The 14,634-nt window shown below is 65.6% G+C and carries 11 protein-coding genes; 8 read left to right on the top strand and 3 right to left on the bottom strand.

Translation table 11 applies throughout. The annotated features are described in order from the left end of the window. Window positions 1-9 precede the first annotated feature (9 nt). Window positions 10-1,800 carry a DUF1800 domain-containing protein gene (locus ACP7DW_RS21555; RefSeq protein WP_426056669.1) on the bottom strand — a complete coding sequence of 597 codons (1,791 nt, stop codon included), beginning with the start codon at window positions 1,798-1,800 and terminating at the stop codon, window positions 10-12. A 425-nt stretch (window positions 1,801-2,225) separates the two neighbouring features. On the opposite strand from ACP7DW_RS21555, the gene ACP7DW_RS21560 reads away from it, so the two are divergent. From ACP7DW_RS21560 to ACP7DW_RS21595, 8 genes are all read left to right on the top strand, one after another. Then, on the top strand, window positions 2,226-2,792 hold the full coding sequence (locus ACP7DW_RS21560; RefSeq protein WP_426056667.1) for a hypothetical protein: 567 nt from the start codon (window positions 2,226-2,228) through the stop codon (window positions 2,790-2,792). Between the two features lie 75 nt (window positions 2,793-2,867). Then, window positions 2,868-3,587 (top strand): hypothetical protein, encoded by a 720-nt coding sequence (locus ACP7DW_RS21565; RefSeq protein WP_152252015.1) that lies wholly within the window; start codon window positions 2,868-2,870, stop codon window positions 3,585-3,587. A gap of 67 nt (window positions 3,588-3,654) precedes the next feature. Further along, window positions 3,655-4,947 carry a hypothetical protein gene (locus ACP7DW_RS21570; RefSeq protein WP_426085230.1) on the top strand — a complete coding sequence of 431 codons (1,293 nt, stop codon included), beginning with the start codon at window positions 3,655-3,657 and terminating at the stop codon, window positions 4,945-4,947. A gap of 10 nt (window positions 4,948-4,957) precedes the next feature. Then, window positions 4,958-7,120 (top strand): hypothetical protein, encoded by a 2,163-nt coding sequence (locus ACP7DW_RS21575; RefSeq protein ID WP_426056666.1) that lies wholly within the window; start codon window positions 4,958-4,960, stop codon window positions 7,118-7,120. A gap of 20 nt (window positions 7,121-7,140) precedes the next feature. Further along, window positions 7,141-8,187, top strand: coding sequence for an aminotransferase class I/II-fold pyridoxal phosphate-dependent enzyme (locus ACP7DW_RS21580; protein ID WP_426056664.1), 1,047 nt, complete (start codon window positions 7,141-7,143; stop codon window positions 8,185-8,187). After that, a complete protein-coding gene (locus ACP7DW_RS21585) occupies window positions 8,171-9,025 on the top strand; it encodes a hypothetical protein (RefSeq protein WP_426056662.1) in 855 nt (284 codons plus the stop codon). Before ACP7DW_RS21580 ends, ACP7DW_RS21585 begins: the two co-directional genes overlap by 17 nt. A gap of 43 nt (window positions 9,026-9,068) precedes the next feature. Further along, window positions 9,069-9,719, top strand: a complete 651-nt coding sequence (locus ACP7DW_RS21590) for a hypothetical protein (RefSeq protein ID WP_426056661.1) — start codon at window positions 9,069-9,071, stop codon at window positions 9,717-9,719. Window positions 9,720-9,732: 13 nt separating this feature from the next. After that, window positions 9,733-10,467 (top strand): amidohydrolase family protein, encoded by a 735-nt coding sequence (locus ACP7DW_RS21595; protein ID WP_426056659.1) that lies wholly within the window; start codon window positions 9,733-9,735, stop codon window positions 10,465-10,467. A gap of 6 nt (window positions 10,468-10,473) precedes the next feature. Here the strand turns inward: ACP7DW_RS21595 and ACP7DW_RS21600 are convergent, their stop codons facing one another. Next, window positions 10,474-11,856 (bottom strand): sigma 54-interacting transcriptional regulator, encoded by a 1,383-nt coding sequence (locus tag ACP7DW_RS21600; protein ID WP_426056658.1) that lies wholly within the window; start codon window positions 11,854-11,856, stop codon window positions 10,474-10,476. A gap of 280 nt (window positions 11,857-12,136) precedes the next feature. Then, complete coding sequence (locus ACP7DW_RS21605; RefSeq protein ID WP_141169729.1) at window positions 12,137-14,395, bottom strand: arginine/lysine/ornithine decarboxylase; 2,259 nt, start codon at window positions 14,393-14,395, stop codon at window positions 12,137-12,139. Window positions 14,396-14,634 lie beyond the last annotated feature (239 nt).

Raw genomic sequence — 14,634 nt, forward strand, 5'->3', positions numbered from 1 at the left:
GCAGCTTCCTTATTTTTGAACCAGGTATTCAGGCGAGGCCATGGCCAGGAAAATGGCCAGGTGCACGCGGTTGGTTTTCGCCGTCGTCACTTGCGCGGCATTGCTGCCGCTGGCGGCGGGAATCGCGATGCTGGTGATGGCCGAGAGGATTTTGCTGCGCAGCCGGGACGACATATGGCCCGACATCAGCAGCAAGTTGACCCGCTCCAGCAAGGCGGCAGGCTGCTCGGCCAGGGCCAGTTCGGCCGAGTAGTCGGCCCGCACGGCACGGCTTTCCGCCACGCCGCCGCTGATGGCATCCTGCATGAAGTTCAGGTAGCCGGTGACGGACGGCTCAGACGTGATCTGCATTTCCGGCGCCACCAGGCCCGCCGTCGCCAGCGCGGAATTGGGCGGCACGTAGGAGGGACGGAAGTAGTTGAAGACGGACGGCGCGTTCATGGGGTTCTGGCCCAGTCCCGACAGCGGATCGCTGAGGTAATAGATGCGGTACTGCAAAGCAGCATCCTTGGCGTTAAACGCGCGCATCCAGTTGCCCAAGCGCAGCAGCGGTTCGCGCAGTTTGCCCGTGCGCAGGGTGCTGCCGGCTGGCGCCAGCGCTTCGGGGTCCAGCAGCACGGCGCGGATCACGGCCTGCATGTCGCCGCGCACGCCCGCACCATTGTTGGCAAAGGCGGCCGCGACCCGGCCCACATAGGCCGGGCTGGGATTGCTGGTGACCAGGCGCTGGATCAGCTGGCGGCCAAAGAACGGGCCAACGTTCGGATGCTTGAACAGGGTGTCGAGGGCCAGTGCCATGTCCGCTTCGCCGCTGCCGGCGCCGGCCGCACTCACGCCGAGAAAGTGTTTTTCGCTGGTGGAGTGAAACGCCGCATAGTTCTGCATCGGTTTCCAGTCGCGGTCCGGATCGGCCAGGCTGCCAAAAAAACGCTTCGTGCCCTGGTCGGGGCCGGCCCAGCTCCAGCCCGTAAACACTTTCGCCAGGCCGCTCACATCGTCGCGCGTGTAGGTGTCGATGGGTTTGCCGCCGGACATTTTCAATGAGCCATCCGCGTTCAGCTGGTACAGGCCGATGGTAAATAACTGCATGACTTCGCGCGCGAAATTTTCGTCGGGTGTGCGTGTGGCTGATTCCTTCTGGTTGCGTAGGTGCGACAGGTACAGCCCCATCATCGGGTGGGTGGCCACACCCTGCAGCAGGGTGCGGAAGTTGCCGAACGCCTGTTGTCCCAGCATATCGTAGTAACTGGCGAGGCCCCGCGTTTGCGGCCCTACGGCCGCGTTTTGCGTGGAGACGACGAAGATTTCAGACAGGGCAAAGGCCACGCGCTGGCGCAACTGGTCGTCGCCGCGCACGGCTTGCTGCCAGAACGACTCATAAAAGTCGTTTGACACGGCCTGGGTGGCCGCTGCGCCTGCAGCCGGATACTTGGCGTCAATATATTTGCGGTGCAAGGTTTGCGGCTTGGAAAACTGGGCCTCGAACCAGGCGTCGCTGTCGCTGGCCGCCAGCGCATCGATGGCCGCCATGTTGGGGCCGAACGTGGCCCGGCCCAGGAAGCGCGACGCTTCCTGGCGCGTGAAGGTGGTCGTCTGTTTGGCCGGCGGCGTGCTCAGGGGCGGGGGTGGAATGGCGTCGCCCGGCGTCGTGCCGGGGGCGGTGGTCGCCGGCGGCACGACCGAAACGTCCGGGTTCTGGGGCGCGCCGGTCTTGCTGTCGCCGCCACCGCCACCGCCGCAGGCGGATAGCAGACTGAGCAATGTGATGACCAGTAAGCGGCGCAAAGTAGGGGGAGTCATTTAGTTTCTTTCGGGCAATTAAAATATGGCCCGTTAATTGTAGGGCTTGCTTACCAGAATCTTCTTTCCAATTAACTATTTGCGTGTTGGCTACGTTTATTGTTAATCGGTGTTGGCGTGTCATTGAGGGTTTTTTTGTCGACATAGCGCGAAGTTTGTTTTTTGAAAATGAAAAATATTTTTTGCTGATGACGCGCACTGTGGCGGATAGGCGACGTAATCATTCCTGCCAATTAAGCTTGTTGGAAAGCTTATCTTGACAACGAAACTCGCTTCGCCGGAAACGATGGTTTTTACGCCATCGGCGAAACATCGTTCGCCGTGCCATGCCGTTCTTCCCCCACGTCCTTTCCCCGCATATGGCTGGCATGGCCCTTGCGTCAGGGAGGCATGGGCGATTCGCCCATCTTTCACCGGAGCCTGCCATGACCAGCCGCCTGCTCGCCTATCGTCCCGAAATGGAATTGCCTGATGCGCCGGCCATGCCGCCCCTGCAGCAGGAAGATGAGCTGGCCCTGGCGGCGCACTTGCTGGAATTGCAGGGGCCGGCCCAGTTCGATGCTTTCCTGACACGCCAGCTGGGCGCCACCGTGGCGGGCCGGCAAGTGCGCGGCACGCCGCTGGAAGGGCCGCTGCGCCAGCTGCTGGGCAAGGTGGTGGCGCCCCTGCTGCCCCTGCATGGCGGTTCGCCGCAGGCGCTCAAGCGGCGCGCCGCCGGCATCTTCGGCATGGAACTGGAAGGATTGAGCCCGGAAGACAAGGAATTCGAACTGGCGCGCCAGGTTGTGCATCTGATCGATGCCGTCAATACGGAACTGGCGCAGGACGGCGGCATGGACGCGCGCGCGCCCGGCGCGCGGGTGGAGACTGCCCTGCTGCAGGTGGCGCGTAGCGTGGCGCCAGGCTTGCTCAGGCAGGCGGCGCAAACGCCGGGACGGGACGCTGGCCGCTGGCGCCGCGAGGGCGGGCACATCGTCGTGCTCGATTGTTAGCCGGATGGCCAGGCTGTCCGGCAAGGTAATCCGAACTGAGGTGTCAACCGAGGTGTTAACTTTGAGGAGCTCATCATGCATGACATAGATCGTACGACCCTGGAATACGGGCAGGAGATGTCCGGCTTTGAAGCGGAGCAGTTCGAGTTCGGCCAGGGCGAGTGGAGCGGCGAGGGCGGCGCGAACGCCATGTTTTCCGAGGCCGAGGAGATGGAGCTGGCCAATGAACTGCTGTCGGTCAGCAATGAAGCCGAACTGGAACAGTTTCTCGGCAACTTCCTGCGCAAGGCCGCGTCGGTGGCGGGCGGCATCATCAAGTCACCCGTGGGACAAGCCATCGGCGGCGTGCTCAAGGGCGTGGCGAAGAAGGCGATTCCCCTGGCCGGCGGCGCCATCGGCGGCTATTTCGGCGGTCCGCTGGGGGCCAAGATCGGCAGCGGCCTGGCGTCGGCTGCCGGCAGCGCGCTGGGGCTGGAAGGGGAAGCGTCATCGAATGAAGACCGCGAATTCGAGGGCGCCAAGCAATTCGTGCGCCTTGCCGCCGACACCGTCAACCGCGCCGCACAAGCGCGCGGCAATGGCGACCCGCGCGCCATCGCCCAGGCGGCGGCCAGTGCGGCGGCGCGCCAGTTCGCACCGGGCCTGCTGGGACGCGCGGCCAGTCAGGTCGCCACGCAGAACGGCAGCGGCGCGGGCGCCATGGCGCCGGCCGGCGCGCGTCCGGCATCGGGCATGCGCCCGTCCAGCGGGCGCTGGGCGCGCCAGGGCCATAAAATCGTCCTGTACGGCGTCTGACATCATGGCCATCGGCGCTTACGCTGCCTGGATGCTGGCGCAGGAGGCGCGCTCGCTGCTGACGCGGCTGGCGCGGCTGGAACCGTTCGCGCTGATCGAGCCGACGGTGCTGGCGGCCGCCCTGATGCCCAGCGCCCAGTCGGCCATCGAAAGCCAGCTGGTGCAGGGCCGGCGCGAGTTGCGGCGCATGGTGGCCCAGTTCCAGTGGTGGCTGCGGCGCGAACACGCCGACGGCGCCAGCATGGCTACCGCCGCCGAGGCGCAGCGCCGCTTCACTTTCCTGCGCCTGAAATTCAACGCCGCGCTGACCCAGTTCGACCTGTTCAACGAAGTCATCACGCAGCGCAGCGAGCACAAGACGGGCGTGTGGCTGGCCGGCCTGGACATCGTTGCCGCCGACGCGCTGGCGCTGCCCGGCAATGTGTACCAGGCGCCGCCCGTGATCTGCTACCTGGACCGGGGGCCGGGCGCGGCCATCCGCCGCGCCCGCACGCGCCTGCCGGGCGGCGGCGACAATCCCGTGGCCATCATCCGCCTGCCGCGCGAACGCATGATCGGCAGCAGCATCGCCTCGTCGCTGGTGCACGAGGTGGGGCACCAAGGCGCGGCCCTGCTGGACCTGGTGGCGTCCTTGCGGCCCGTGCTGCAAGCGATGCAGCACGGCGGCAGCGGCCTGGTGCACGTATGGCAGCTGTGGGAACGGTGGATCTCCGAGATCGTGGCCGATTTCTGGTCGCTGGCGCGCGTCGGCGTGGCCGCCACCCTGGGTCTGATCGGCGTGGTCAGCCTGCCGCGCGTGTTTGTCTTCCGTCTCAATATCGACGATCCCCACCCGGTGCCATGGCTGCGGGTGCGCCTGAGCTGCGCCATGGGACGGGCCCTGTATCCGCATCCGCAGTGGGACCGGCTGGAACAGCTGTGGCTGTCGTACTACCCGCTGGCCGGTCTGCCGCCGGCCCGGCAGCGGCTGCTGGAACAGTTGCAGGCCAGCATGGCGGCCCTGGTGGGCTTGCTGGTGCAGCACCGGCCGCCCGCCTTGCGCGGCGGCTCGCTGGTCGAAGCCATGGCCGTGCACACGCGCCAGCCGGCCATGCTGGCGCGGCTGTTTCGCAGCTGGAGCCTGGCGCCGGCGCAGATGTACCAGGCCACGCCGACCCTGGTGTTCGCCGTACTGGGCCAGGCGCGCGCCAGTGGCAGCCTGAGTCCCGAAGACGAAAGCGAGTTGCTGGGACGTTTGCTGACCCATTGGGCCCTGCGCAGCACCCTGGACACATCGGAGCTGTGCGCCGACGTCGTACGGCATGGCCGCCAGCCCGGCAGGGCGCTCGCGCCCCTGGCATCGCGTTTGATTATCCATTGAGGAGAATGACATGAGCAGCAAGATGAGCAGCAACAGGAGTGGCAAAAGCGGGGTGGCGGGCCAGGCGGGCCCGAAACAACACGGTGGCAGCATCGCCGTTACCGTGCACGAGCAGAATAGCGGAGTCATGGTCGTCAATGCGGCCGTCAGCCTGTACCGGGGGCTTGATGCGGATTGCCATAATTTCAATCCCGCCACCTGGGTGGCCGATCCCGCCATGCTGGTGGGTGTGCGCTGGACCGATGGCAACGGCTGCACCGTGTTTTCCGACCTGACGACGGGCAGTTACGTGGGGGTGTATGGCAATTTTCCCGCCACCGCGCCCCAGTGTGTGACGGTGCAGACCGGCTGCAGCGCCGTGCTGTGCTTCAAGCCACAGCTCAACCCGCAGGTGGCGCTGGCGTTTGAAACACCGGACTGCCATCCCAGCGATTGTCAGTTCGGCAGGGTGGGCGACCGCGCCGTGGCCAGCGTCTCGTTTGACGGCGATCAAAGCGCCGACGGGCGCGACCTGGTGCAGGTGCTGGCCGCCGCGCCGTGGGTGCCCCTGCGCGGTACGCCGAACGCGTTTTCCACACCAGTGCGGCGCACCGGCATGCACCGTTTCGCGGCGCAGATGATGCTGTCGCAGCGGCCCGAACTGCGCAATGCCTTGCCCGTGCCGGAGGGCCTCAGCCCGAATGCCATGCTGGCCGTGGATGCGGACTACGAGACGGAAGAGCGCCAGCCGCAGCCCATCTCCGGCAATGTGGGCGTGTCGCTGACGCGCACGGAGACGGAGCCGACGGAAGACTTGCCGCTGTGGACCTTGATACGCAACAGCACCGAAGCGATGTCGTTTACGAATTACCTGCATTTCATGGACAGCCTGTTTTGCGGCGACCTGGCCAATGTGCGCGGCTTCGAGCAGGAACGCTTCGTGAAGAAGGCCGACATGTTCCAGCAGCTCAAGCAGCGCCGCGCGCTGCCGTTCTCGGATTCAGATTCCTACCGCGTGCTGAAAGTGGCGACGGAAGCGTTCGTGATGGTCAATTGCGGCGTGCTGAACCAGCCGCTGGCCTTCAATCCGGCCGAGGACAACGCCTACCTGGACCGGCGCGACATTCCCCAGGGACGCGACCTGGAAACCGTGCTGCGCAACGATTACCTGGAAAACATCGATGGCTTCCAGACCTTGCCGTATCTGGCCGTGATCCGCCGCAAGCTGCCCGACATCCCCATCAGTATCCCGCGCGGCCAGGAAGGCGAGGTGGACCTGTGCTTTGGCATCATCCAGGAAAAGCTGGCCAACCCTTGCCTGCTGGAACTGATCTGGTCGTACTGGCACGAAGAGGGCATGCTGGTGCAGACCATGAATGCCATCACGCAGCGCTTCCAGAACTTGCGCGCGCCGGGCAGCGGCCTCGATCCCCTGTCGAACACGGAAATCGACATGCTGCGCCCGCTGAACAACTTGCTGTGGGGATACACGCAAGATGAGCAGCACCGGCTGACCGTGGTGCGCCGCAATTACGAGTACGACCACCACTACGGCGTGCGTCTCGATGGCAAGGCGGTACAGCACTTCCGGCCAGCCGACAGCCGCTCGAAATTCCTCGAAGCGTTCCATCATTTGCTGCGCCTGCTCACCTCGTTCTACAAGCAGGACGACGACACCACGGTAAAAGCGGACGCCTTCCCCGTGCTGAACGCCTTGAAGGAAATCCATCTGATCCTCTCGCAGGGCGCGCACAACCAGTTCGGCGACTTGCCGTCGACGGCGCGCATCGAGATGCTGATGCAGCAATGGATGCTGGCGCGGCCGGAATTCCGCGAATTTTTGCCCACGCGCGTGATGGTGGCGTATCCGGAACCGTGGATGGACCGGGTCGATGCCATGAAGAAACTGCAGGGCTGGACGGATACGAGCGTGATGCATTTCCGTAACCTGGCCATCTTTGGCGAGCAATTGCTGCTCTCCGTGCGCTACGGCAACTGGAGCGATATCTATGAGCCGACCCAGGCGTTCAACTGGGCGCGCTTCTGGCGCCCGCAAGTGCAAGGCTATATCCACGGCTACCGCGCCGCCACCGGGGTCGATTTGTCCGTCGACAGCAGCGACCCGGTGGTCGAGGCGACCATGCCCTCGGTGCTGCTGCGCCAGCGCCTGAGCCAGCAGCTGCGCAGCGTCTAGGGCGGGAGCGAGGCGCGTGCATGCTCGACTTTACCAGTGCCCTGTACCTGGGCATGCGCCATCCGGCGGCCTCGCTGGCGCCGTGGAGCAGCCTGACCCTGGGTCAACCGGCCGCGCTGCAGGAGCCACCCGGCGCGCTGGCGCTGGCAGCGGACCTGGCGGCGCTGCAAGGTTGCGAAGCGGCTTGCGTGCTGCCATCGACCCTGCATTTGTTCTGGGACCTGTTCGGCATGCTCGCTGCCGAGCGGCTGGTGATCCTCGTCGATGGTGGCAGCTACGCCATCGCGCGCTGGGGCGCCGAGCGGGCGCAGGCGCTGGGCTTGCCGCAGCAAGTGTTTCCCAGCGGCGAGATGGCGTTGCTGCGGCGCCTGGTGGCGGCCTGGGGCGGGCAGGGGCGGCGCCCGTTGATCCTGGCCGATGGCTATGTGCCAGGCAGCGAACAGGCTTTGCCGCTGGCCGGCTATGCGGCCCTGGCGCGCCAGGGCGGCGGTTATCTGCTGCTGGACGACACGCAGGTGCTGGGCGTGGCCGGTGCGCAAGGCGGCGGCTCGGCGCGGCGGCATGGCTTGCAAGGCGGCTGCGACAAGGCGGGCGGCCACCTGATCATCGGCGCCTCGCTGGCCAAGGGCTTTGGCGTGCCGCTGGCCGTGCTGGCCGGCAGCGACGGCCTGCTGCGGCGCTTCGCGGCGCACAGCCAGACGCGCGTGCATGCCAGTCCGCCATCGGCCGCCGTGCTGGCGGCGGCGCGGCGCGCGCTGGCGCTCAATGCGCAGCATGGCGACGCCCTGCGCGCCAGGCTGGCGGACAGGGTGGCGCAGTGGCGCAGCGGGATGGCGGCGGCCGGCATCGCTTGCCGCGGCGGCAGCTTTCCCGTGCAGCGCCTGCCCGGCTGCGCCCATTTGCAGCCGGCCTTGCACGCAGCGGGCGTGCTGGCGCTGGCGCAAGCGGGCGAAGGCCCCGGTGCGCTGACATTTCTGCTGCGGGCCGACCAGACGCCCCGGCAACTGGAGCAGGCGATGGACTTGCTTGAACATCACATCAGGAGGCGATATGCACGAAGCATTTGAAATGCTGCCCTTTGCGGGGCAGCCCGGCGCGGCCGGCGAGCAGGAATGGCTGGGGGAATGGTCACAGGAATGGTCACAGGAGTGGCAAGGGGAGGACGAGGCCGAATGGGAGGGCGAGCGCCCGCGTCCCGGTAGCGCTCGCGGCGGCATGCGCGGTGGCGGACTGCGCGCGCGCCCGCCCTTGCGCGGACAGCGGCGTCCCGCGCCGCCGCGCTACCAGGGGCAGGGGCGCCGGCCGCCCCGCCATGCTGCCCAGCCCTTGCCCTACCTGCCGCCGCGCTACCGGGGCTGGGGCGGCTACCCGGCCATCTACCCCACGCTGTATCCGGCGCCCTATCCCGTGGCGGAACCGGCTTTTGGCGACCAGCAGGAGCCGGATGCGGACCAGGGCCAGGACCAGGGCGCCGACCAGGTGCAGGACGATGACCAGCAGCAGGGCGAAATCCCACCGACCCTGGCCGGCACCATGGGCCGGGTGCCGGAAGCGGCAGCCTTGACCTACCAGGCGCTGGGCACGCTCGCCAATGCCTTGCGCGACCCGAACGGCCGTGGGGCGGGCCTGTATGTGATCGAGTTCGATGCGGGCGGACGGCGCCGGGCCTACAGCGGCCAGACGGACGACCTGCACCGGCGCCTGCTGCAGCACCGCCTGTGCGGCCAGATGATGGGCGTCGACGTGAGCGGGCATCAGGTGTACGTGGCGCACCTGTCCTCGGCGGCGCAGCGGCGCCGCATCGAGCAGCGCATCCACGACGACATGTTCGCCAACCAGCGCGGCGTGCTGACCAACCAGCGGCGCGAGCTGGAACTGGCCGTGCTGGGGGAAATGTGGACCTGAATGTGGACCTGACAGCCAGGCATCGACCATCAAGGAGAACATCATGCACCAACTCGAATGCGCATGCGCGCAATGCCGGCAGCGGGCCGGCGCCGCGTTTGAAGTGCTGGAATTCGGCCAGGACTGGCCCGGCAAGGGCCGTACACCGGCCGTCTTCGGCGAAGAGGAGGAACTGCAGCTGGCCATGGAATTGCTGGAAGTGGCCAGCGAGGAAGAACTCGAGCAATTTCTCGGCAATGTCTTCAAGAGCGTGTGGAAGGGCGTCAAGAAGGTGGGCTCGACGATTGCCAAGGTGGCCAAGCCCCTGGGTGGCGCCTTGAAGGCGATGGCCAAGACGGCCTTGCCCTTTGTCGGCGGCGCGCTCGGCTCGATGATCCCGATACCGGGCGTGGGCACGGCGCTCGGCTCGGCCCTGGGACGCGCGGCCAGCAATGCGCTGGAGCTGGAAATGGCAGCCGAGGCGCCGGCCGACCGCGAGCTGGAGCTGGCGCGCCGCTTCGTGCGCATCGCGGGGCAGGCGGCGCGCCTGGCGGCCGACGGCGATGGCAGCGCGCGCGCCGTGGAAAGCGCGCTGACGCGGGCCCTGCACCAGCAATTGCCGCACTTCCGCTCGCCTGCGCCGCAGCAGGAAGAAGAAAGCGGGCGCTGGCGCCGGCGCGGCAACCGCATCGTCGTCATGGGCGACTGGGCCTGAGCGGGCGGCGGCCATGTCTGCGGTCATCGATTGCCATTGCCATGCGGGACCGGGCGACGGCTTGAGCGGACCGTGGGACAGCGATGCGCCGCTGGATGCTTACTTGCGCCGCGCGCAGGCGGCTGGCATCGCCCGCAGCGTGTTGTTCGCCACCTTTCACTCCGATTACGCGATCGCCAACCATGGCGTGGCGCGCCTGGTCGCTGCCGATCCGCGGCGTTTTTACGGTTTTGCCTTCGTGCATGCACGGCGCGACCGGGGCCGCATCATGGACCTGGTGCGCACGGCCGTCGAACGCTATGGTTTTGTCGGCATCAAGGCGCACCGGCTCGATGCGCGCATCAGCGGCGAAGTGTGCGACGCGGCGCGCTTCTTCGGCTTGCCCGTGCTGTACGACCCGGCCGGCGAGGTGGCCGTGGCCGAACTGCTGGCGCAGCAGTATCCCGACGTCGACTTCATCCTGCCCCACCTGGGCAGCTTCGGCGACGACTGGGCGGCGCAGCTGGCGTTGATCGATCACCTTGTTCGTCACGCGAACATTTACACGGACAGTTCCGGCGTGCGCCGTTTCGACTTGCTGCAGCAGGCCGTGCGCCGCGCGGGGCCGCACAAGGTCTTGTTCGGCTCGGATGGTCCCTGGCTGCATCCGGGGCTGGAATTGCACAAGATTGAGCTGCTGGGCTTGCCGCCGCTGGATGTGGCGCTGATCACGGGAGGTAATTTTTTGCGGCTGGCTGGGCTGGCATGAGGTGGATCACCGAGCGGCTGGCGTAGCCGGTGTCGTAGCTGCCGCAGCTTGCGCCGCGCAGGTGGCGGCCTTGCGGCGTATCTGCAGGGCGCGGTCGGTCACGCCCAGCCGGGCGGCGGCGCGCTGGTTGTTGCCGTGTTCCTCGGCCAGCATCAGGCGGATGGCCGTGTCGGTGGCGCAGCGCGTGATGTGCGACAGCTTGCAGCCCTGTGCCAGGGCCCGCCGCACGGCCGCTTCGAAATGCGGGTCGGGCCAGTGCGGCGCCTGCAGCCGTTCATCGGGGGGCAGGGCGCCGATGGTGATGGGGCCGGGGCCGCAATGGCGGTGCCAGATGCGCGTGACGGTCTGGCGCAGCTCGCGCACATTGCCCGGATAGTCGCGCAGCAGCAGGTATTCGCGCACGGCGGCGTCCAGCGGGGGCGGCGGCTGCTGGGCCAGTTCGGCGAGGAAATGCCGGGCCAGTGGCAGGATATCGTCCTGGCGTTCGCGCAGGGGCGGCGTCTGGCAACGCCAGCCGGCGATACGGTAATACAGGTCGGCGCGAAAGGCGCCGCGCGCCACTTCGTCTTCCAGTTCGCGGTTGGTGGCGCACACGAGTCTGAATTGTGTGGGTTGCCAGGTATTGCCGCCCACGCGCTTGTATTTGCGTTCCTGGATGGCGCGCAGCAGCTGCGCCTGCAGTGTCAGCGGCAGTTCGCCCACTTCGTCGAGAAACAGCACGCCGCCGTCGGCCAGGGCGAAAGCGCCGTCGCGCGCCCCGGCGGCGCCCGTAAACGCGCCCCGTTCATGGCCGAACAGTTCGCTGCCGGCCAGTTCCGGTGACAGGGTGGTGCAGTCGAGGATGGTGAAGTCGCCGCCGCAGTTGCCGAGGCGGTGGACCAGTTGCGCCAATAAGTCCTTGCCCGTGCCCGTCTCGCCCGTGATCAGCATTGACGCCTGGCTGAAGGCGGCCATTTCCACCACCTGGTGCAGCAAGGCGGTCCAGGCCGCGCTGTCGCCCACCAGGTGCTGGCGCACGGCGCTGGACGCCAGCAGCTGCGCCACGGCTTGCCAGCGCTGCAGGCGCGCCAGCACCTGGCCCGCATCGATGGCGCCATCTGGCCACAGCAGCACATCGAGCGCGCCAGCGGCCATCAGGGCGCGCTGTTGTGCGCAACTGGGGACGCGGCCGCAAGCTGCAATGGCCAGCACGGAGGCGTGCCGGCACAGGGCCGGCAGCGCTTGCAGCAGTGCGGCATCGGCCTCGGCAAACAGCACGATGCCCGCTCCCTCCTCGCCTTCGTGCCGCCGGGCCACAGTTACCTGAGCCTGCTTCAAGGCCGTCATCAGCAAGGCGCCACTGCCAGCCGCCGCCTGCTGCACGATTTCCAGCCACACCTTGAGCGTCATATGCCAGCCATCACGAGGGCACGAGTCGCCCATCTTAGAAGCCCGATACCCCAGCCGTTTGATCTGGCGCAAGCGTGCGCGGTAGCCTGAAATGAAAAACGCCGCCTGATCTGCATCAGGCGGCGCTAAGTAGCATCAACTGTTTTTAACGAACGTCACGACGGTTCATCCAATCGTAGCGAGCGGCAGTGATTTGTGGCCGAGAAGCGCAACCGTACTCTAGTACGGTGAGCATCGCCGGCCGCAAAGCGCGCCGCGCAGTAGATTGGATGAGCCGTCACTAATCGTCCAATTTGACGCAATCCACAAAATAGCCGCGCTTGCCATCGACTTCGCGTTTCACCAGGCCATGCACATCCGTCTCGAAGCCGGGGAAGCGCTCGTTGAAGTCGCGCGCGAAGCGCAGGTAGTCGACGATGGTCTTGTTGAAGCGCTCGCCCGGGATCAACAGCGGGATGCCCGGTGGATACGGCGTCAGCAGGATGGACGTGATGCGGCCTTCCAGTTCGTCGATGGCCACGCGCTCGATTTCGCGGTGCGCCATCTTGGCGAACGCGTCCGACGGTTTCATGGCGGGGATCATGTCCGACAGATACATTTCCGTCGTCAGACGCGCCACATCGTAGGCCTTGTAGAAATCATGGATTTGCTGGCACAGGTCGCGCAAGCCCATTTTTTCGTAGCGCGGGTTGGCCGCCGCAAATTCCGGCAGGATGCGCCACATCGGCTGGTTCTTGTCGTAGTCGTCCTTGAACTGCTGCAAGGCCGTCAGCAGGGTGTTCCAGCGGCCCTTGGTGATGCCGATGGTAAACATGATGAAGAACGAGTACAGGCCGCATTTTTCAATGATGACGCCGTGCTCGGCCAGGTATTTGGTGACGATGGACGCGGGGATGCCCGTCTCGCCGAACTGGCCATCGAGCGACAGGCCCGGGTTGACGATGGTCGCCTTGATCGGGTCGAGCATGTTGAAGCCGGGAGCGAGGTCGCCGAAGCCGTGCCAGTCATCCTCGGCGCGTATCATCCAGTCTTCCTGCTGGCCCATGCCTTCGTCGTTGAAGCTGTCCGGCCCCCACACCTGGAACCACCAGTCCTGGCCCCATTCCTGGTCGATCTTTTTCATGGCGCGGCGGAAATCGAGCGCTTCCATGATCGATTCTTCCACCAGGGCCGTGCCGCCCGGCGCTTCCATCATGGCCGCAGCCACGTCGCACGAGGCGATGATGGAATACTGCGGCGAGGTCGAGGTGTGCATCAGGTAAGCCTCGTTGAAGGCGTCCTGGTCCAGCTTGACCGTATCCGATTCGCGCACGAGGATTTGCGAGGCCTGCGACAGGCCGGCGAGCAATTTGTGCGTGGACTGGGTCGAGAAGATCATCGATTCCTTGGCGCGTGGACGGTCCTTGCCGATGGCGTGCATATTCTTGTAGAAATCGTGGAAGGTGGCATGCGGCAGCCATGCTTCATCGAAGTGCAGGGTGTCGATCTTGCCGTCCAGCATTTCGCGCAGGGTTTCCACGTTGTAGATCACGCCGTCGTAGGTCGATTGCGTGATGGTCAGGATGCGCGGCTTCTTGTTCTTCGCTTCACGCGCGAACGGATTCGCCTCGATCTTGCGGGCAATGCTTTCCGGCGTGAATTCATGCAGCGGGATGGGGCCGATGATGCCCAGGTGATTGCGCGTCGGCATCAGGAACACGGGAATGGCGCCGCACATGATGATCGAATGCAAGATCGACTTGTGGCAATTGCGGTCGACGACGACGATGTCGCCCGGCGCCACGGTCGAGTGCCACACCATCTTGTTCGAGGTGGACGTACCATTGGTAACGAAATAGCAATGATCGGCATTAAAGATGCGCGCCGCATTGCGTTCCGAGGCGGCGACAGGGCCCGTATGGTCGAGCAGCTGGCCCAGTTCTTCGACGGCGTTGCAGACGTCGGCGCGCAGCATGTTTTCACCGAAGAACTGGTGGAACATCTGGCCGATCGGCGACTTCAGGAAGGCCACGCCACCCGAGTGGCCGGGGCAGTGCCACGAGTAGGAACCGTCGTTGGCGTAGTGCACCAGGGCGCGGAAGAACGGCGGCGACAGGCCGTCGAGGTAGGATTTCGCTTCGCGGATGATGTGGCGCGCGACGAATTCCGGCGTATCTTCGAACATGTGGATGAAACCATGCAGTTCGCGTAGGATATCGTTGGGAATGTGGCGCGAGGTGCGCGTTTCACCGTACAGATAAATCGGGATGTCGGCGTTCTTGTAGCGGATTTCTTCGACGAAGGCGCGCAGGGACTTGAGCGCATGGTCGGTTTCCTCGATGGAGCCGGCGCCGAACTCTTCATCGTCGATCGACAGCACGAAGGCCGATGCGCGCGATTGTTGCTGGGCAAATTGCGACAGATCGCCGTAGCTGGTCACGCCCAGCACTTCCATGCCTTCTTTTTCCATTGCGGCGGCAAGGGCGCGAATGCCCAGGCCGGACGTATTTTCAGAACGGAAATCCTCGTCAATGATGACGATGGGGAAACGAAATTTCATGCATGTCTCCAAAAAAGCAAGCCGCCCCTGACAGATGTGGAGGGGCGGACTAGGGCGCGACGGTCAGGCGGTCGTACAACCCGGCAGCCGCAGAAAAAAAATAAGAACGGGATTCTCGCAGAAATGCGGCATCTGCGGGAAAAAAATATCGTAGCCTAGCGTCACCAGCATGCGCTAGCGTGACGCAACGGTGTGACAGGGGTATTACAGCAACCTTCTGGCTATGTTTCTGGCTATCT

The sequence above is a fragment of the Janthinobacterium sp. PSRC1-1 genome, assembly GCF_049897525.1.
Taxonomy (GTDB): domain Bacteria; phylum Pseudomonadota; class Gammaproteobacteria; order Burkholderiales; family Burkholderiaceae_D; genus Janthinobacterium; species Janthinobacterium tructae.

What these genes read in the sequence shown, in the direction of transcription:
- ACP7DW_RS21555 (WP_426056669.1), bottom strand. Translation starts at nt 1,800, where the DNA reads ATGACTCCCCCTACTTTGCGCCGCTTACTGGTCATCACATTGCTCAGT.
- ACP7DW_RS21560 (WP_426056667.1), top strand. Translation starts at nt 2,226, where the DNA reads ATGACCAGCCGCCTGCTCGCCTATCGTCCCGAAATGGAATTGCCTGAT.
- ACP7DW_RS21565 (WP_152252015.1), top strand. Translation starts at nt 2,868, where the DNA reads ATGCATGACATAGATCGTACGACCCTGGAATACGGGCAGGAGATGTCC.
- ACP7DW_RS21575 (WP_426056666.1), top strand. Translation starts at nt 4,958, where the DNA reads ATGAGCAGCAAGATGAGCAGCAACAGGAGTGGCAAAAGCGGGGTGGCG.
- ACP7DW_RS21580 (WP_426056664.1), top strand. Translation starts at nt 7,141, where the DNA reads ATGCTCGACTTTACCAGTGCCCTGTACCTGGGCATGCGCCATCCGGCG.
- ACP7DW_RS21585 (WP_426056662.1), top strand. Translation starts at nt 8,171, where the DNA reads ATGCACGAAGCATTTGAAATGCTGCCCTTTGCGGGGCAGCCCGGCGCG.
- ACP7DW_RS21590 (WP_426056661.1), top strand. Translation starts at nt 9,069, where the DNA reads ATGCACCAACTCGAATGCGCATGCGCGCAATGCCGGCAGCGGGCCGGC.
- ACP7DW_RS21595 (WP_426056659.1), top strand. Translation starts at nt 9,733, where the DNA reads ATGTCTGCGGTCATCGATTGCCATTGCCATGCGGGACCGGGCGACGGC.
- ACP7DW_RS21600 (WP_426056658.1), bottom strand. Translation starts at nt 11,856, where the DNA reads ATGACGCTCAAGGTGTGGCTGGAAATCGTGCAGCAGGCGGCGGCTGGC.
- ACP7DW_RS21605 (WP_141169729.1), bottom strand. Translation starts at nt 14,395, where the DNA reads ATGAAATTTCGTTTCCCCATCGTCATCATTGACGAGGATTTCCGTTCT.